Genomic DNA, 16,761 nt, shown 5'->3' with positions numbered 1-16,761 from the left:
GCCAACTTATTGGAAAGATGAAGGCCGAAGCCGGCCTTCGTTTTTCAAGCTTCCGGAGCTTCAGTGGCCGGAGTGTCGAGCGCCGGCTCGACCGGAGCCTCGGCCGACGCGCCGATGTCCATGCCGAGCGCGCCCTGCTGCCGGGCGATGCCGTCGATGGCAGCCTTGGCGATCAGATCGCAATAAAGCTGGATGGCGCGGGCCGCGTCGTCATTGCCGGGGATCGGGAAGTCGATCTTGTCCGGGTCGCAGTTGGAATCGATGATGGCAACGACCGGGATGCCGAGGCGCTTGGCCTCGAGGATGGCGATCGCCTCCTTGTTGGTGTCGATGACGAACATCAGGTCCGGCGTCGAACCCATGTCCTTGATGCCGCCCAGCGCCTTGTTGAGCTTCTCGCGCTCACGGTCGAGGTTGAGGCGCTCCTTCTTGGTGAGGCCCTGGGCCTCGCCGGCCAGCGTCTCGTCGAGCTTGCGCAGGCGTTGGATCGAATTCGAGATCGTCTTCCAGTTGGTCAGCATGCCGCCCAGCCAACGCGAGTTGACATAATACTGGGCCGAACGCTGCGCGGCGTCGGCGACGATGTCCGAAGCCTGGCGCTTGGTGCCGACGAACAGCACACGGCCGCCCTTGGCGACGGTGTCGGAAACCTGCTTCAGGGCCTGGTGCAGCAGCGGCACCGTCTGCGACAGGTCGATGATGTGGATGTTGTTGCGGGCGCCATAGATGTAGGGCGCCATCTTCGGGTTCCAGCGGTGGGTCTGGTGGCCGAAGTGAACACCAGCTTCCAGAAGCTGGCGCATGCTGAAATCAGGCAGAGCCATTCCTTAGTTCCTTTCCGGTTGGCCTCCACGGACACAGGCATTTCGGACTTATGTCCTGATGCCACCGGAGGTTTCAGCCGGATTTCTCCCGGGCAGACACCAAAGTCCGTGTGTGGAATGAGCGGGCATATAGAGGGGAAGTCTCGTAAACGCAAGCGAGCTACCGGAAAACGCCCTCACCTGCGGCGATCCGCGCACTTATGCATGTCGCCCAGAAGTGTTCGGCGGTTCTGGGACAACGACATGCATCAAAACTCCGTCAGCGTCGGGTCTTGCCGTTCGGCACTCTGACGCGGCGGAAGACGGCGACAATCTCCTCGCGACTGCATTCGACCGCGCCAAGCCGCACGGCGCGGTCGCGCTCAAAGCCGGTGATATCGTAATGCGGCGCCGAAGTCTTCGGCGGCCCCTGATAGGACGAGCGCTTGAGGCCGAGCTCGGCGGCAAAGCGGTGGAGCTCGTCGGTGTCGTCGGCGAGCAGATGGCACCAGCGATGGCCGGCCCATTTCCAGATCGCCGCATCGACATAGACAGCCATCGAGCTTGCCGCACTCCAACCGACATCGGCGGCCCGCTCACAATCACCCCGGGCCGACGCGAAGTCAGCGATGATAGAAGGGATTCGGATAGGAAATGAAGCCGCCGGCGGCTTCAAGTTCGGTCACGATTCTCGACACCGCTTCCTGCATCCTTGAGCGCAGCACCGCGAGCGCCTCTTCGACCGAACCATCATATGCATGAAGCGCCAACGGCTCGGGCACGCGGATGTGAGCGCAGCGCGGCCCGGCGGGCTGCGGAATGAAGCGGTTGATCGAATCGCGCAAAGCGCCTTTGCAATAGTCGTTGCGGATGCGCTTCAGATGCTCGGCGATCTCCTCCTGGGTTATCGTCTGATTGGCGAAGGCCCAGGAGCCGACGCGCTGGACGCGCTGGATCGCTTCCGCCAGTTTTCGCACGCGTTTCTGCTCATCCGCATCAGCCTTGCCCTCGCGCAGCCAGCGGCGTGAACGCCGCAGCAACTCGGCCAAATCGAGGTCGGGTTCGGCCGCAACGGCATCGGCGAGCCGCAGGCCAAGCTCGGCCAGCACCCTTTGCTGGCGGCTGGCAAAGGAAGCGCCCGCCTCTGCGGTCAGGCCACAGGCCTGCTCGTCGAGGGACAGCAGGCCTGAATAGATGCTGTAGACGCGCTCCGGCAGGGAGCCGGCTGCAACACTTTCCATTTTCAGCTTTTTCTCGACATAGGCGCATTCCCTGGCGAGCGGCCGCTCGACATTGCCGATGAAGGCGAGCTTCCAGACAACAGGAGCCACCCAGACCTTGAAATCCTTGTTGGTTTCGCGCCCGCGCTTCAGCGCCGCCAGCCCCATCTCCACCGCGCCGGGAAGCAGCGGCGCGACATAGTTGCCGTGCCAGCCGACGCTGCCTTCCGGATGAAGCAGCACACCATGGCCTTTCAGCGCCCAATCGACCGAATGCGCTTTGGCGGCTTCGCTGTTGCCGGGAATCTGCGCGATCAGATTGTTGGCCAGCCAGAATCTCTGCATCAGCCGACCGAGCCCGTTCACCACCCCATGTGTTGCCCATGAGGCGGCAAGCGGGCTGACGCGCGAGACGATCTCCTTGTCGATCATCCAGTCGGTGAAGAATTCCGGATGGTTGGGCGTGATGAACGTCGCTTGGCCTTCGCCGCAGCAGGCCTGCAGCTTCTGCTGGTCGGCGACGGGAAAGTCGATGTGACGGATATTGGCGACGCCGCGCAGGCCGGCGAGCCGATTGAACGGCAACAGGTCGCGGAAGCCGGGAACCCCTCGCAGCATGACGATGCGGTTGACGATCGTCATCACCTTGATCAGCGCCGGATTGGGTCGCGGCGCCACGAACACGTCGATCCTGCCCAAGCTTTTCCCCCGAAATGCCTAAGGGATGCTGGAACGGGATTGCGGCGTCTTCAAGTCAGGCTCGGCGACGGATCGCCGTAGTGGTTAACCCGCCGCTATTTCGAGGCCGGACAGGGCTTGGCCTGATCGAAGAGCGACAGGTTCACCAATTTGCCGGTCATCGAGAAGTCGCCATAGTCCATAACGAGGTCGCGCGTGATGCCGTTCTCATGCAGTTTGAAGCTGATCCGGTACTCCGGCACCTCTTCGCCGCTTTTGTCGGTGTCGTCGAAATAGGCGATGTCGACCGGCCAGTATTTGTCGGTGGCTAGCTTTGCGAGCGCCGGCGCTTCCGGGTCCGCCTTGTCGGCGTCGGCTCTCTTGCCGACGACGACGGTGGTCGTCATTACCTTATTGGCATCCTCGGAGCCGTCGAACAGATTGGTCTGATAGAAGTTCTCTCCCTTCTCGGCCTTGCCGATCAGCTCCACGAGGTGCTGGGTGGGGAACTGCGTGGCGGCGAGCTCGAGCGTGTTCTTCTCGGGCTTGTCGATGTTGACTTTGAGGCCCTTCGGCTCCCTGGTCGCCATACCCTTGACTTCCTTGTCGAGGTTCTGGTCGACGAAGGACTTCGTCACGAAGGAGAAGGTCTTGCCTTCTGCGTCCTCAAACGTCGTCGTCTGCTGGTCGGTCAGCCTGGTGTTCTCGCTGGTGACGATCTGCGTGACGAAACGGAACTTCACCGTATAGCCCTCGCAGGGAGAGCCGTTGAACTCATAGACCATGCGGCCGGAGATGCCCGTGATGCCGGAGCGGTCGGACGCCTTGTTGAGGGTGAGATCATAGACGGCGCGGTGCGCCTGCAGCGCGGGCACGGCAAGGGCCGGAGCCATCGGGATGGCCGCCGACACGAGAGCGGTGGAAAGGAAAAGGCGCGTCAAGCGCATGCAGTGCTCCGATCGTCGCGGCCGATGGCAGGCCGCAGGGAAAGATGGTCCAGCTTAAAAAAAGTCGTGGCGGAAGCGAGGCAAAAATAGCAATTTCGGCCCCGCCAACGCGGCGCCTTCCAGCAATAGGGAAAACCAATGAGCGAAACAATCGAAAAGCGGCTAAGCGATCTCGGCGTTGCCATTCCGGCCGCAGCAGCGCCGGCCGCCAACTACGTGCCCTACTGCCGGACCGGCAACACCCTCTTCACCGCCGGGCAGCTGCCGCTGAAGGACGGCAAGCTGCAGGCAAGCGGGCTGCTTGGCCGCGACATCGATACCGCCGCCGGCAAGGAGGGCGCAAAATTCTGCGCCATCAACATCCTGGCGCAGGCCAAGGCAGCACTTGGCGATCTCGAAAAAATCCGCCGGCTGGTCAAGATCACGGTCTTCGTCGCCTCGGCGCCGGACTTCGTCGAGCAGCATCTGGTCGCCAACGGCGCCTCCGACTTCCTCGTCGCGGTCCTCGGCGAACGTGGCAAGCACGCTCGCTCCGCCGTCGGCACTGCGTCGCTCCCGCTCAATGCCGCGGTCGAGATCGAAGCGATCTTCGAAGTCGAGTAAAACGAGCCTGACATGACCGACCTTTCCTGGTTGATTGCCCGCCCCGTCGCGCATCGCGGCTTCCATGACATGAACAAGACACGCTGGGAGAACACGCTGTCGGCCTTCGCCGCGGCAGCCGACCGCGGTTACGCGATCGAATGCGACGTGCATGTCTCGTCCGACGGCGTTCCCGTCATCATCCACGACTGCGACCTGAAACGCCTGACAGGCGAGAATGGCTTCGTCTGGCAACGCACCGCGGCCGAGCTCACCGCGCTCAAGGTGGGCGGCACGAAAGATCATGTGGCGACGTTGCAGGAGGCGCTCGACCTGATCGACGGACGCGTGCCGCTGGTGGTCGAGCTGAAAGGTGTTCCCGGCCACGACAAAGGATTGGTCGCGAGCGTCGGCAGGCTGCTCAAGCGCTACACTGGCAAGGTGGCGATCATGTCGTTTGACCATTGGCTGATCCGCGACTTCGCCAAGGAGGCGCCGGGCATTCCCGGCGGGCTCACCGCCTACGGCAAGGACGACCAGCTGATCGAGGCGCATTTTGCCATGCTGGCGCACAACCTCGCCTTCACCTCTTACGCCGCCGGCGATCTGCCGAACCCGTTCGTCAGCTTCGTGCGCGAAAAGCTCAAGATGCCGGTCATCACCTGGACCGTGCACGACCAGCCGGCGGTCGACCTCACCTTCAAATATGCCGACCAGATGACCTTCGAGGGCTTTGAGCCGGACCTGGTCAAGGTCGCCTAGAGCTGGATGATTTCAGGTCGAACGACCTGGATCAGATCCGAGCATGATGCCGTCCGAAAACCGCTTCGCACTTTCGGCATTATGCTGTGAGGCAGTGCCTGAAACGTGACTTGTAGCTGCCCTGAGGACGCTTAAATAAGCCGGATGGATCAGGGTGACGACGACGATGGACCGACAGCGAATGCGGACTATTCGGTCCGCGTCGCGGCGACCATCGGCGCATTCACCTGCGATGAATGGAACGGCTTCGCCGCAACCACGCGCGGCGACAAAGCAAACGGCTACAACCCCCTCGTTTCATTCGGTTTTCTGAGCGCGCTTGAGGATTCTGGCTGTGCCGTGCGGCGCACCGGCTGGCAGGGTCATCACCTCAGGCTCGAGACGGCGCAAGGCAAGCTGCTGGGCGCCGTGCCTTGCTATCTCAAATCGCACAGTCAGGGCGAATATGTCTTCGACCACGGCTGGTCGGACGCGTTCGAGCGCGCAGGTGGACGCTATTATCCCAAGCTGCAATGCTCGGTGCCTTTCACGCCGGTCACCGGGCCTCGCCTGCTCGTAAGCAGGGGCGAGGACGAAGGCGCGGTGAGGGCCGGCCTCGCGGCCGGCCTGAAATTGGTGACCGACAAGCTCGGCGTGTCTTCCACGCATGTCACCTTCGCCGCCGAGCCCGACATTGCGACGCTCGAAGCAGCGGGTTTCCTGCACCGAACCGACCAGCAGTTCCATTTCTTCAACGAAGGCTTTTCGAGCTATGATGACTTCCTCGCCACGCTCGCTTCACGCAAGCGTAAGGCGATGAAAAAGGAGCGTCGCGAGGCGCTGGCCGACGGCATCAGCATCGATTGGCTGACCGGCACGGACATCACCGAACGCGCCTGGGACGATTTCTTCGCTTTCTACATGGATACCGGCGGCAGGAAATGGGGCCGCCCTTATCTCAACCGCCAGTTCTTCTCGCTGATCGGCGAGCGCATGGCCGAGGACATTCTCCTGGTCATGGCCAAGCGCAACGGCCGCTACATTGCGGGCGCCATCAACTTCATCGGGTCCGACGCGCTTTACGGCCGCAACTGGGGCTGCATCGAGGATCACCCCTTCCTGCATTTCGAGGTCTGCTACCATCAGGCGATCGACTTCGCGATCGAGCGCAAGTTGAAGGTGGTGGAGGCCGGCGCGCAAGGCGAGCACAAGTTGGCGCGCGGCTACCAGCCGGTGACCATGCATTCGGCGCACTACATCGCCCATCCCGGCCTGCGCAACGCGGTTGCCGACTACCTTCGCCGCGAGCGTCGCGAGGTGGAGCGGATGGGGGAGTATCTCGAAGAGCACACCCCGTTCCGCAAGGATCTCAAGGAATAGCTCGGGCCTTGCCATCCACAGTCATTGCGGCTTTCGGGCCGCGATCGGAACGGGGAACGAAAAGCAGGCAACCAGGAAGAAAATGCCGCCGCCAAGCGCCAGCAGATCGCCTGCGCGCCACGCGGCGGCGATGAAGAACAGCGCCGACACAATGAACAACAGCCATCCGGCGACGATCCACTTCACAGTCGCTCCATCCTGACATTGACGTATCAGACGACAACACCTGCGATCATGCAACAGCGATGGCCGACCGCGCTGCCGACAGATCGGCTCAATCGTCTTGCCGCTCGGAAGCGGCTTCGCTACACCGGACGACGACACCTAATCCGGAGTGCCCGCCATGGCCGAAGCCTACGATCCCGGCAACATCTTTGCGAAAATCCTGCGCGGCGAAATCCCCTCGCACCGCATCTATGAGGACGATGCGGTCGTAGCCTTCATGGATGTGATGCCGCAAGGAGTCGGCCACACGCTGGTGGTGCCGAAGGCGCCGTCGCGCAATATCCTCGACGCCGATCCGGCAACATTCGGTCCGCTGTTTGCCGTGGTGCAGAAGGTGGCGGTTGCCGTGAAAAAGGCCTTCAATGCCGACGGCGTCACCTTGATGCAATTCAACGAGCCGGCCTCCGGGCAGACCGTCTACCATCTCCATGTCCACGTCATTCCGCGCTTCGACGGCGTGCCGCTGAAGCCCCATTCCGGGCAGATGGAAAAGCCGGAAGTGCTGGCCGAGAACGCCGGCAAAATCCGCGCGGCACTAGGGAACTAAAGCGCGCGGTCCCGTCGCCGTTGAAGGCCGACTGACAGCCTCGCACTGACGATCCTATATCGGTTTGCCGCGACAACCCCGGCGCGTTTTCCCCGGCCGGCCGCGTGCGGCGCCCGGATGCGACCGTTTGCACTCGAATCGTTTGGTTAGGAAATATCGAACCATCTCGCTGTAGAACGCTGGGGCGTGGCGAGCTATTGGGTTTCAAACCATGGACAATTCGGTTGCGGCGTCGACCCCCCTTGCGAGGATGGCTGGCGGACGGGCTTTTCTGATCGCCCTGGCACACGCCTTTCGACGACACAGATTGCTTCACGCCTTGGCCGTCGGCGCTCTGCTTCTGGCAATAGCGATCGGCATGCGCACCGGAAACATGCCGGATTTCGGCATATTGAAGGAATACATTGAGTACCTTTTGATCGCTTTCTGGATCTGCGGTTGCGTCTTTGCACTTGGGATTTTTCTCCACCTTGCGCTGGTCAAACGGGATCCCGAACCGCTCGGCACCTTCCTGAAATCGCTGGGCAGCTTTTTCGGCGACGCCCAACGCACGGCCAACAGCCTCAACGGCCTGACCGCCAGCATCGCCTTCGTATCCGCCGTCGGCGTTCTGAAAGGAGCCATCGCAATCCTTTCCCCTTTTGCATGGGACAAGGCGCTGGCCCACGCCGATCGGATCCTGCATTTCGGTAGAGCGCCGGACGAATGGCTGTGGTTTATCGTCCAGTCGCCCTTTGCATTGAGGATGCTCAATCTCGCCTACAATTTCTGGTTCATCGTGCTCATCGCCACGGTTTTCACCGCCTGCATCACGCGCAAAGATACGAAGCTGCGTCATCAGTTCCTGATGAGCTTCATGCTGATATGGACGCTTGGCGGCTTCTTCCTGGCGATGGGGCTGTCGTCGGCGGGGCCGTGCTTTTACGAGCGACTGGGACTCGGCGGTGACTTCCGTCCCCTCATGCAGGCACTCGCCGCCGCCGATCGCGTTTATCCGATCTGGGCGCTTAGCACGCAGGACATGCTATGGAGCGGCTATACCGGCGCGACCGTCGGCAGCATCGGCATATCCGCTTTCCCGTCCATGCACGTGGCGATGGCGGTGCTTTTCTCCTTGTACGCAACGCAGCGCTCCCGGCCGGCCGGTGTCCTGATGTGGGCATTCGCTGCTGTGATAATGGTCGGCTCAGTCGCGCTTGGCTGGCACTATGCCATCGACGGCTACGCGGGTGCCCTCTTGTCGATCATGATCTGGAAGGCGTGCGGATATTTCCTGACACGCTTCGCGCCGGACGGCGTTGCTTGACTCTGCAGCCAGCAAACATTTCACGGGCGGCAATGCTCGACTTCCGGAGGGCCGCGCGCCATTCCGTATGGGTAATCTGGCCAGCCGTCACGTGCCGGTTCCTCCCAAGTCAAAAAGCCCCGTTGCCGGGGCTTTTTGACTTCAATGCATGTCGCCCAAAGGCGGGCGGCCGTTTTGGTAACAAGCACCTAGCGCGCGCCGCCTGAATCCGTTTCAGCGGGACGCGCTTCAGGTCGATCAGCCCTTGCGGGGCAGCTGCGGCACCAGGCTTCGCTTGCCGCCGTCCTTGCCCTTCGGCTCCGGCTTCTGCGCCACGGCCTTCTTGGCGGCAGGCTTCTTCGCCGCCGCCTTCCTCGGCTTCGGCGCGTCCTCCGGCTCTTCCTTCTTCGGCTTCACCGGAGCTTCATCGGCCAACGATTCGAGCTTCAGGCCGGTCTCGCCGGTTTCCTTCTTCTCGACGGTGACGCGCACCGTGCCACCCTTCTTCAGCTTGCCGAACAGCACCTCGTCGGCCAGCGGCTTCTTGATGTGCTCCTGAATGACGCGGCCGAGCGGACGCGCGCCCATGCGCTCGTCATAGCCCTTGTCGGCCAGCCAGGCGATCGCGTCCGGCGACAGGTCGAAGGTGACGCCCCGCTCGGAAAGTTGGGCCTCGAGCTGCATGACGAATTTCTGCACCACCTGATGGATCACCGGGATCGGCAGCGAGCCGAACGGAATGATCGCGTCGAGACGGTTGCGGAATTCGGGCGTGAACAGCCGGTTGATAGCCTCGACGTCGTCGCCCTCGCGCTTGGTCGAGCCGAAGCCGATCGCCGCGCGCTGAGCGTCCGATGCGCCCGCATTGGTCGTCATGATCAGGATGACGTTGCGGAAGTCGATCTGCTTGCCGTTGTGGTCGGTCAGCTTGCCGTGATCCATCACCTGCAACAGGATGTTGAACAGATCCGGATGCGCCTTCTCCACCTCGTCGAGCAACAGCACGCAATGGGGATGCTGGTCGACACCGTCGGTCAACAGTCCACCCTGGTCGAAGCCGACATAGCCGGGAGGTGCGCCGATCAGCCGCGAGACGGTGTGGCGTTCCATATATTCCGACATGTCGAAGCGGATCAGCTCGACGCCGAGCGAGGCCGCGAGTTGCTTGGCCACTTCCGTCTTGCCGACGCCGGTCGGCCCCGAGAACAGGTAGGAGCCGATCGGCTTCTCCGGCTCGCGCAGGCCCGCCCGCGCCAGCTTGATCGCCGACGTCAGCGCTGTGATTGCGGTATCCTGACCGTAGACGACGCGCTTCAGCTCGACATCGAGACCCTGCAGCACCTTCTCGTCGTCCGCCGAAACCGTCTTCGGTGGGATGCGCGCCATGGTGGCGATCGTCGCCTCGATTTCCTTGATGCCGATTGTCTTCTTGCGCTTGGCCTCAGGCACCAGCATCTGCGAGGCGCCGGTCTCGTCGATCACGTCGATCGCCTTGTCCGGCAGCTTGCGGTCGCTGATGTAGCGGGCCGACAACTCCACCGAAGCCTTGATCGCTTCGCTCGTGTAGCGGACCTTGTGGAACTCCTCGAAATAGGGCTTCAGGCCCTTCATGATCTCGATGGCGTCCTCGATGGTCGGCTCGTTGACGTCGATCTTCTGGAAGCGCCGCACCAGCGCGCGGTCCTTCTCGAAGAACTGGCGGAACTCCTTGTACGTTGTCGAGCCGATGCAGCGGATCGCGCCGGACGACAGCGCCGGCTTCAACAGGTTCGAGGCATCCATGGCGCCGCCGGACGTGGCCCCTGCCCCGATCACGGTGTGGATCTCGTCGATGAACAGCACCGCGCCCGGATAGTCCTCGAGCTCCTTGACGACCTGCTTCAGCCGCTCCTCGAAGTCGCCGCGATAGCGCGTGCCGGCCAACAGCGTGCCCATGTCGAGCGCGAAGATGGTGGCGTCCTGCAGCACCTCGGGCACGTCGCCTTCGACGATGCGCTTGGCAAGGCCCTCGGCGATCGCCGTCTTGCCGACGCCTGGGTCGCCGACATAGAGCGGGTTGTTCTTGGAGCGGCGGCACAGCACCTGGATGGTGCGATTGATCTCGCTCTCGCGACCGATCAGCGGATCGATCTTGCCGGCCTTGGCCTTGTTGTTGAGGTTGATGCAGTAAGCCGTCAGCGCGTCCTGCGGCTTCTTCTTGCCGCCGTCTTCCTGCGGCTCGGCGCCGTTCTGGCCGCCCTGCTCATCGTCGGCGCCGCGCGGCGTGCGCGACTCCGAAGCGCCGGGGCGCTTGGCGATGCCGTGCGAGATGTAGTTGACCGCGTCGTAGCGGGTCATCTGCTGTTCCTGCAGGAAATAGGCCGCATGGCTTTCGCGCTCGGCAAAGATTGCGACGAGCACATTGGCCCCGGACACCTCCTCGCGGCCGGACGACTGCACATGGATGACGGCGCGCTGGATGACGCGCTGGAACCCGGCGGTCGGTTTCGAATCCTCGTCGTAACCGGTGACGAGATTGTCGAGCTCGGTGTCGATATAGGTCAGAACGGTGTGCTTGAGCTCGTCGAGATCGACATTGCAGGCGCGCATCACCGCGGCCGCCTCGGTGTCGTCGATGAGCGCCAGCAGCAGGTGTTCGAGCGTTGCATATTCATGATGCCGCTCGTTAGCGAACGTCAGCGCCTGATGTAGCGCCTTTTCCAGGCCTTGGGAGAAAGCCGGCATGTTACCTCACTTCTTCTCCATCACGCATTGCAGCGGATGCTGATTCTGTCGGGCGAAATCCATGACCTGAGACACTTTGGTCTCGGCCACCTCGAATGTGTAGACCCCGCACTCGCCCACTCCATGATTATGAACATGCAGCATGATGCGTGTGGCGGCCTCGCGGTCCTTCTGGAAAAAACGCTCCAGGACGTGGACCACGAACTCCATGGGAGTGTAGTCGTCGTTAAGGATGAGGACCCTGTAGAGGCTGGGCTTTTTTGTCTTGGTTTTGGTGCGCGTGATGACCGCCGTGCCGCGACCGGGATCGTTGCGGTCGCCGTCACCTTGCATTCGCACCACGCCTGCCGTGGCAGTCAAACCGATCGTCACGTAGTCCTGCCTTTTCGAATCCTCATGCGAGTTCAACATGTAGGTCTTCGATGGCCGATTTTAAGCCCTTCTGTTTAGCTGACAATATGGCTAGGTACGCAAACTTCAGCGAATTTCTCAATCGTGAATGCGGCAAGGCGCGGGTGGTTGCGGCGGCGCATGAAAAAACCCGGCCGCGCTTCCGCGACCGGGTTGTTTTTGCGGGCCGGCTAGCCTGCCCGATGTGATCGGACGAAATTACTTCGCCTTGGCGACGACCGATTCGAACGGCTTGTAGGCTTCCTTGGCGAGCTCGGCATAGAGATTGCCGATCTTGCTGGCCTCGGCCACGAAGCTCTCGTAGCTCTGCTTGGCGTAGTCGGTCTGGATCTCGATGGCCTTCTCGATCGACTTGGCCGAGAACAGCTTCTCGAAGGCGGCGCTGCCGGCCTCGAAGCTCTTCTTGGTGTATTCGCCGGCTTCGGTCGCGATCGCCTGCGCGCCCTTGGTGAGCGAGGCAAAGCTCTTCAGCCCGGTGTCGGCAAACTCCTTGCCGTATTTCGCGAAGTCCTCATAGGTCTGGGTCATTTCATGCCTTCCCTTGGTTGAAACGCCCATTCAGCCCCGGGCGCCCTTGTGCAATGCACCGGAATATATTGTGCGCTGCACAAAAGTCAAGATTGCCTTGAGCCGCAAGGGCTCCGCGCGACAGCGACCGCTAAAGTTCGAATAAACAGAGGCTCAAATCGCCAGAAAATGGTGAACGCGGCGGTTACCATAAACGGATTGGTAACGCTGACCGCGATAGCTTGGCCGGAAGTGAGGCAGGCACCCCTCTGCCGCCTCCGGGGCAACGAAAATTCAGGGTAAGTAACGGTGCGTCAGGCGTTGTCGGGCTTCGTCTCCAAATCTTCATTCTCCTTCAAGGCGATCATGATTGCCGCGCTCGCGGTGACGATTGTCGCCGCCGATGTCGCCTCCGCGATGGCGGCAAAGTCTGCCGCGATTGTCGTCGACGCCAAGACCGGCGGGGTGCTTTATTCGGCCGACGCCAACGGCCGGCGCTATCCGGCTTCGCTCACCAAGATGATGACGCTCTACCTCACCTTCGAGGCCTTGGCGAAGGGCAGGATCGGCAAGAACACGCCGGTGCCGTTCTCGGCCCATGCCGCGTCCGAGCCGCCGACCAAGCTCGGCGTGCGCGCCGGCGGGTCGGTGCCGGTCGAGACCGCGATCCTGTCGATGGTAACGAAGTCGGCGAACGACTCGGCGACCGCGCTGGGCGAGTTGCTCGGCGGCAGCGAAGACAATTTTGCCCGCATGATGACGGCCAAGGCACGCCAGCTTGGCATGAACGGCACTGTCTTCCGCAACGCCAATGGCCTGCCCGACCCGGGCCAGTTCACCACGGCGCACGACATGGCGATGCTCGGCATCGCGCTCCGCGAGCACTTCCCGCAATATTACGGCTATTTCTCGCAGCGCTCGTTCCTCTATGGCCGCCAGCGCATCAACGGCCATAATCGCCTGCTCGGCCGCATCAAGGGTGTCGACGGCATCAAAACCGGCTACACGCGCGCTTCCGGCTACAACTTGGTCTCCTCAGTCGCCGATGGCGATCGCCGCCTCGTCGCAGTGGTGATGGGCGGCGCTTCCGGCCGCAGCCGCGACAACCAGATGGCTTCACTGATCAACACCTATCTGCCGCGCGCCTCGACCCGCGGCGGCGGCAACCTGATCGCCAAGTCGGGCGGCGGCAATCCGATCAAGGCTCTGGCCAAGGTCCTCCTGCCCAAGCATGACGCGCCGACTCCGGACGAAAAACCGGCTGTCGACGACACCGAAGTCGCGTCAGCCGATGACAGCGCGTCGGTCGCTGAGGAAACCAAGCCGGTGATCCAGGTCAGGAAGGTGAAGACGGTTGCGGTGGCCGCCATGGCTCCGGCAGCCGCACCCCAAGAAACCACCTCAGAGACCGAAACCGCATCACAGCCCGAAGCCACGTCCCAGACGGTTGCCGCTTACGCCGAGCCGGCCGCAGCCGCCGCCCCGGCCATCGATCCGGTCAAGACGGCCTCGCTGCCGTCGGGATGGGTGGTGCAGGTCGCGTCCTCGCCGACGCAATCGGGGGCTCAGGCGCTTCTCGACAAGACGACCAAGCAGGCGCCGAAGGTGCTGGCCGACGCATCGGGCTTCACGGTCGCGTTCGACAAGGGCGGCGTCACCTACTACCGCGCCCGCTTCGGCGGTTTCGGCTCGAAGGACGCAGCCTGGAAAGCTTGCGACGCCCTGAAGCGAAAGAAGATCGAGTGCTACGCCGTCCAGCAATAGGCGGCTTTTGAACCTCCCGGGAAGTTCCGCGTCGAAGGAGACTAGTCGTGATTGGAGAGCAAGACGTCCTTGGCTTCATTGATCCGCGCCGCCAGGACAGACGTGCCGCCGACATCGGCGTTCAGGCGCTGCATCAGGCGGCGGTGCGCCTTGCGGATATCCGCCGCGGCAGCCCCCGCTTCAAGACCAAGGATCTTGTAGGCCTCCTCCTTAGTCATGGCGCCCGCACCTGGCGCAACACCCAGCCCTTCGCCACTGTCCGGCTGCGCGTCCTTGCGCCAGACGGGAAAACGGCCGTCAAGATACGTCTCTAGCAGCTGGCGGCTCTCCGGGTCCGGCCGCAGCTCGACATGGAGTTGCTGCAGCTCCTCGATCCCCATGGCGCTCAGCATTCTCCCCTCGTAATGGCCGGCGAGAACAAGGCCTTCGAGCTTGCCGCTGTCGTGGTCGAGCTCCATTTCGAGAGCCGCGGTGCGCACGGTTGAGCGTTTGGCCGCGACAAGTTTCGGTGGCGGTCGCCTCGCCCGCATCCAGGCATACCAGCCTGCAGCCGCAATCATCAGCAGGCCGCCAAAGCTGCTGCGGCCGACCACGAGCATCGTCGCGCCGATCAGGCCCAACAGCGCGGGCCCAAGCGTTCTGAGACTGTCCGCCATCCTCGCTGCGTCGGCACGCACAAAGATTGTCGCGGCGCCGAAAAGCACCAGGAGCACGGCTGCCAATGCGATGATCACGCCCATCAGTTTGCACCGCCATCCAAATGATTGTGCATCGAAATCAAGATGTGGCGCAGGGGCGGTGCTTGCAAGCCCCACACCGGGCCGCTCGAAGGGCCAGCAAGCGGAAGATGAGGACTTGCAGTCTTACAGCAGGCCGAGATCCGCAAGCTCCAGGCGCAGTTTCGGCGGCATCTCGGCCAATGCGGCCCTGCCCTTGCCGAGATCGGCCGGCGCATCGGAGGGCTTAAGATAACGCCAGCCCTGGAAGGCGCGGCGCGGCTGCCAGTCGGTGCGCACCACTTCGGGATCAAGCACGAGATGGCAGCGGCCGATGCCTTCGCCGTCGACGAAAGGCCGGATCTCCGTGATCAGCTGCCGGCATTGGACGTTGCCCTTGATCACCCAGTAGAGCGAGCCGCCATCGGTGATCTCCCCACCGCGCGTCGGCACCATGCGCGTGGTGTGCCAGTGCTCGGCCGGCTCGCCGGCGCGGCACCGCTCGTCGAGACGGAAGGCGATCCACTCTTCCAGGTCCTCGACGCTGTCGCAGCCGACGCAGAGTTTGACGAGATTGAGAGACATGCCCGCAATCTAGCGACAGCGCCGGAGGCATTCAACGCCAAGCGGGATTATGCACAGGCCGACTGCTGCCAGCTCATGAGGCCAGCGTGGCCGTTTCGATCGCTTCGGCAACCCAAACCCGCCGGTGGAAAGGGCAGGGTCAGCACTCGACCACGTTGACAGCCAGTCCGCCGAGGCTGGTTTCCTTATATTTCTCGTTCATGTCGAGACCGGTCTGGCGCATGGTCTCGATCGCAGCATCCAGCGGCACGAAATGCGTCCCGTCGCCCTTGATCGCGAGCGAGGCGGCTGTCACCGCCTTGACCGCGCCCAGCGCATTGCGCTCGATGCAGGGCACCTGCACCAGGCCGCCGACCGGATCGCAGGTCATGCCGAGGTGGTGCTCGAGTGCGATTTCCGCGGCGTTCTCGACCTGCTCCGGAGTGCCCCCCATGACGGCGCAAAGCCCGGCCGCCGCCATTGCCGAAGCGGATCCCACTTCGCCCTGGCAGCCGACCTCGGCGCCCGAGATCGAAGCGTTTGACTTGATGATGCCGCCGACGGCGGCGGCCGTCAGCAAGAAGTCGCGGATGCTCGGCTGGTCAGCTTCGGGATGGAAATGCAGCCAGTAGCGCAGCACTGCCGGCAGCGTGCCGGCGGCACCGTTGGTCGGCGCAGTCACCACGCGCCCGCCGGCGGCGTTCTCCTCGTTCACCGCCATGGCATAGATCGACAGCCAGTCATTGGCGAGCAAGGGGTTGGGCCGGTTCTGCTGCCACTGTTCCTGCAGCTTGTCATGCAATTGGCGTGCGCGGCGCCGCACCTTCAGTCCGCCCGGCATGATGCCGTCCTGCGACAGCCCGCGGTCGATGCAGCCTTTCATGGCGCTCCAGATCGCGTCGAGGCCGGCGTCCAACTCCTCGCGCGACATATGCGTTTCCTCGTTGGACCGCTTCATCTCGGCGATCGAAAGCCCGCTCCTGGCCGCCATCGCCAGCATCTCGACGGCGTTCTTGAACGGATAAGGCACCTTCTTGCCTTCCGTCGTCACCGAGCCCTTGGCCTTCATGCGCTGCAACTCTTCCTCGGAGACGACGAAGCCGCCGCCGATTGAATAATAGATGCGCTTGAGCAGCAGCCGGTCGGACGCATCGTAGGCATAGAAGGCCATGCCGTTGGCGTGGCCGGTCAGCGGCGTCTTGCGGTCGAGCACCAGATCCTTGGCCGGGTCGAAGCGGTAGGCCGGATGCCCAGGCGGTGAAATCCGTTTCTCCGTTCCGATGCGGGCAACGATGCTATCCGCCTCATCCGGATCGACCGTCTGCGGCGTCTCGCCGGCCAAGCCGAGGATGACGGCGCGGTCCGAGCCATGGCCGATGCCGGTATAAGCGAGCGAGCCGTGCAGGCTGGCGCCGATCCGATCGACCTTAACGCCGGCCGGGCGCGGCCAGTCGTCGGCGAGGATTTCGTCAAGGAAACGCCGCGCAGCCGTCATCGGTCCCATCGTATGCGAGCTCGATGGACCGATGCCGATCTTGAACAGGTCGAAAACCGAAAGGAACACGCGCCGCTGTCTCCTGGAGGCCGCTCAAAACTTACATATAGGAATTCTCGCGATGTTTCCGCTGTTTTGCATGTCGCGGCGCGGCGTCAGCCGACCTTGTTTG

General features: G+C 62.8%; 18 protein-coding genes. 7 read left to right on the top strand and 11 right to left on the bottom strand.

The window, feature by feature from the left end; genetic code table 11:
* Positions 1 to 44: 44 nt before the first annotated feature.
* The 4 genes from rpsB to P9228_RS16435 all read right to left on the bottom strand — a co-directional run bounded on the left by rpsB (position 45) and on the right by P9228_RS16435 (position 3,648).
* Positions 45 to 824, bottom strand: a complete 780-nt coding sequence (gene rpsB, locus P9228_RS16450; protein WP_059188654.1) for a 30S ribosomal protein S2 — start codon at positions 822 to 824, stop codon at positions 45 to 47.
* 259 nt (positions 825 to 1,083) lie between these two features.
* Positions 1,084 to 1,362, bottom strand: coding sequence for a DUF4031 domain-containing protein (locus P9228_RS16445; protein WP_067319872.1), 279 nt, complete (start codon positions 1,360 to 1,362; stop codon positions 1,084 to 1,086).
* 64 nt (positions 1,363 to 1,426) lie between these two features.
* Entirely contained in the window at positions 1,427 to 2,722 is a 1,296-nt protein-coding gene (locus P9228_RS16440) for a hypothetical protein (RefSeq protein WP_127247944.1), read from the bottom strand.
* Between the two features lie 95 nt (positions 2,723 to 2,817).
* Complete coding sequence (locus tag P9228_RS16435) at positions 2,818 to 3,648, bottom strand: cell envelope integrity EipB family protein (protein WP_095800769.1); 831 nt, start codon at positions 3,646 to 3,648, stop codon at positions 2,818 to 2,820.
* Between the two features lie 138 nt (positions 3,649 to 3,786).
* Here P9228_RS16435 and P9228_RS16430 point away from each other — a divergent pair, with 138 nt between their 5' ends.
* The 3 genes from P9228_RS16430 to P9228_RS16420 all read left to right on the top strand — a co-directional run bounded on the left by P9228_RS16430 (position 3,787) and on the right by P9228_RS16420 (position 6,351).
* Positions 3,787 to 4,251, top strand: a complete 465-nt coding sequence (locus P9228_RS16430) for a RidA family protein (protein WP_066992618.1) — start codon at positions 3,787 to 3,789, stop codon at positions 4,249 to 4,251.
* Between the two features lie 12 nt (positions 4,252 to 4,263).
* Complete coding sequence (locus P9228_RS16425; RefSeq protein ID WP_278054346.1) at positions 4,264 to 4,992, top strand: glycerophosphodiester phosphodiesterase; 729 nt, start codon at positions 4,264 to 4,266, stop codon at positions 4,990 to 4,992.
* A 144-nt stretch (positions 4,993 to 5,136) separates the two neighbouring features.
* Complete coding sequence (locus tag P9228_RS16420) at positions 5,137 to 6,351, top strand: GNAT family N-acetyltransferase (protein ID WP_278054345.1); 1,215 nt, start codon at positions 5,137 to 5,139, stop codon at positions 6,349 to 6,351.
* Between the two features lie 21 nt (positions 6,352 to 6,372).
* Here P9228_RS16420 and P9228_RS16415 read toward each other — a convergent pair whose 3' ends face one another.
* Positions 6,373 to 6,537: a cytochrome oxidase subunit III gene (locus tag P9228_RS16415; RefSeq protein WP_095800772.1), complete on the bottom strand. Its 165-nt coding sequence runs from the start codon at positions 6,535 to 6,537 to the stop codon at positions 6,373 to 6,375.
* 157 nt (positions 6,538 to 6,694) lie between these two features.
* Here P9228_RS16415 and P9228_RS16410 point away from each other — a divergent pair, with 157 nt between their 5' ends.
* Both P9228_RS16410 and P9228_RS16405 read left to right on the top strand, forming a co-directional pair.
* A complete protein-coding gene (locus P9228_RS16410) occupies positions 6,695 to 7,123 on the top strand; it encodes an HIT family protein (RefSeq protein ID WP_066992609.1) in 429 nt (142 codons plus the stop codon).
* A gap of 373 nt (positions 7,124 to 7,496) precedes the next feature.
* Positions 7,497 to 8,429, top strand: coding sequence for a phosphatase PAP2 family protein (locus P9228_RS16405; RefSeq protein WP_278054344.1), 933 nt, complete (start codon positions 7,497 to 7,499; stop codon positions 8,427 to 8,429).
* 237 nt (positions 8,430 to 8,666) lie between these two features.
* On the opposite strand, the gene clpA is transcribed toward P9228_RS16405, so the two are convergent.
* Positions 8,667 to 11,132 carry an ATP-dependent Clp protease ATP-binding subunit ClpA gene (gene clpA / locus P9228_RS16400; protein WP_066992605.1) on the bottom strand — a complete coding sequence of 822 codons (2,466 nt, stop codon included), beginning with the start codon at positions 11,130 to 11,132 and terminating at the stop codon, positions 8,667 to 8,669.
* Between the two features lie 6 nt (positions 11,133 to 11,138).
* Positions 11,139 to 11,465, bottom strand: a complete 327-nt coding sequence (gene clpS / locus P9228_RS16395) for an ATP-dependent Clp protease adapter ClpS (protein WP_041000825.1) — start codon at positions 11,463 to 11,465, stop codon at positions 11,139 to 11,141.
* Between the two features lie 89 nt (positions 11,466 to 11,554).
* On the opposite strand from clpS, the gene P9228_RS16390 reads away from it, so the two are divergent.
* Entirely contained in the window at positions 11,555 to 11,731 is a 177-nt protein-coding gene (locus P9228_RS16390; protein ID WP_156751000.1) for a hypothetical protein, read from the top strand.
* Between the two features lie 10 nt (positions 11,732 to 11,741).
* On the opposite strand, the gene P9228_RS16385 is transcribed toward P9228_RS16390, so the two are convergent.
* Complete coding sequence (locus P9228_RS16385; protein WP_066992785.1) at positions 11,742 to 12,071, bottom strand: phasin family protein; 330 nt, start codon at positions 12,069 to 12,071, stop codon at positions 11,742 to 11,744.
* Between the two features lie 288 nt (positions 12,072 to 12,359).
* On the opposite strand from P9228_RS16385, the gene P9228_RS16380 reads away from it, so the two are divergent.
* Complete coding sequence (locus P9228_RS16380) at positions 12,360 to 13,814, top strand: D-alanyl-D-alanine carboxypeptidase (RefSeq protein WP_278054343.1); 1,455 nt, start codon at positions 12,360 to 12,362, stop codon at positions 13,812 to 13,814.
* A gap of 41 nt (positions 13,815 to 13,855) precedes the next feature.
* On the opposite strand, the gene P9228_RS16375 is transcribed toward P9228_RS16380, so the two are convergent.
* From P9228_RS16375 to P9228_RS16365, 3 genes are all read right to left on the bottom strand, one after another.
* Complete coding sequence (locus tag P9228_RS16375) at positions 13,856 to 14,554, bottom strand: molecular chaperone DnaJ (RefSeq protein WP_278054342.1); 699 nt, start codon at positions 14,552 to 14,554, stop codon at positions 13,856 to 13,858.
* A gap of 123 nt (positions 14,555 to 14,677) precedes the next feature.
* Positions 14,678 to 15,115: a DUF1489 family protein gene (locus P9228_RS16370; RefSeq protein WP_127247950.1), complete on the bottom strand. Its 438-nt coding sequence runs from the start codon at positions 15,113 to 15,115 to the stop codon at positions 14,678 to 14,680.
* A 139-nt stretch (positions 15,116 to 15,254) separates the two neighbouring features.
* A complete protein-coding gene (locus P9228_RS16365; protein WP_127247951.1) occupies positions 15,255 to 16,658 on the bottom strand; it encodes an L-serine ammonia-lyase in 1,404 nt (467 codons plus the stop codon).
* Between the last annotated feature and the right edge of the window lie 103 nt (positions 16,659 to 16,761).

Origin of the sequence: Mesorhizobium sp. WSM4898 (assembly GCF_029625845.1) — a bacterium.
Taxonomy (GTDB): domain Bacteria; phylum Pseudomonadota; class Alphaproteobacteria; order Rhizobiales; family Rhizobiaceae; genus Mesorhizobium.
The sequence above is the reverse complement of the archived record's forward strand: the minus strand, read 5'-3'. Positions and strand labels throughout refer to the sequence as shown.

Excerpts from the sequence above, each read along its gene's own strand:
- clpA (WP_066992605.1), bottom strand. The coding sequence starts at position 11,132 with ATGCCGGCTTTCTCCCAAGGCCTGGAAAAGGCGCTACATCAGGCGCTG.
- P9228_RS16420 (WP_278054345.1), top strand. The coding sequence starts at position 5,137 with ATGGATCAGGGTGACGACGACGATGGACCGACAGCGAATGCGGACTAT.
- rpsB (WP_059188654.1), bottom strand. The coding sequence starts at position 824 with ATGGCTCTGCCTGATTTCAGCATGCGCCAGCTTCTGGAAGCTGGTGTT.
- P9228_RS16370 (WP_127247950.1), bottom strand. The coding sequence starts at position 15,115 with ATGTCTCTCAATCTCGTCAAACTCTGCGTCGGCTGCGACAGCGTCGAG.
- P9228_RS16375 (WP_278054342.1), bottom strand. The coding sequence starts at position 14,554 with ATGGGCGTGATCATCGCATTGGCAGCCGTGCTCCTGGTGCTTTTCGGC.
- P9228_RS16405 (WP_278054344.1), top strand. The coding sequence starts at position 7,497 with ATGCCGGATTTCGGCATATTGAAGGAATACATTGAGTACCTTTTGATC.
- clpS (WP_041000825.1), bottom strand. The coding sequence starts at position 11,465 with ATGCAAGGTGACGGCGACCGCAACGATCCCGGTCGCGGCACGGCGGTC.
- P9228_RS16385 (WP_066992785.1), bottom strand. The coding sequence starts at position 12,071 with ATGACCCAGACCTATGAGGACTTCGCGAAATACGGCAAGGAGTTTGCC.
- P9228_RS16410 (WP_066992609.1), top strand. The coding sequence starts at position 6,695 with ATGGCCGAAGCCTACGATCCCGGCAACATCTTTGCGAAAATCCTGCGC.
- P9228_RS16425 (WP_278054346.1), top strand. The coding sequence starts at position 4,264 with ATGACCGACCTTTCCTGGTTGATTGCCCGCCCCGTCGCGCATCGCGGC.
- P9228_RS16435 (WP_095800769.1), bottom strand. The coding sequence starts at position 3,648 with ATGCGCTTGACGCGCCTTTTCCTTTCCACCGCTCTCGTGTCGGCGGCC.
- P9228_RS16430 (WP_066992618.1), top strand. The coding sequence starts at position 3,787 with ATGAGCGAAACAATCGAAAAGCGGCTAAGCGATCTCGGCGTTGCCATT.
- P9228_RS16390 (WP_156751000.1), top strand. The coding sequence starts at position 11,555 with ATGGCCGATTTTAAGCCCTTCTGTTTAGCTGACAATATGGCTAGGTAC.
- P9228_RS16445 (WP_067319872.1), bottom strand. The coding sequence starts at position 1,362 with ATGGCTGTCTATGTCGATGCGGCGATCTGGAAATGGGCCGGCCATCGC.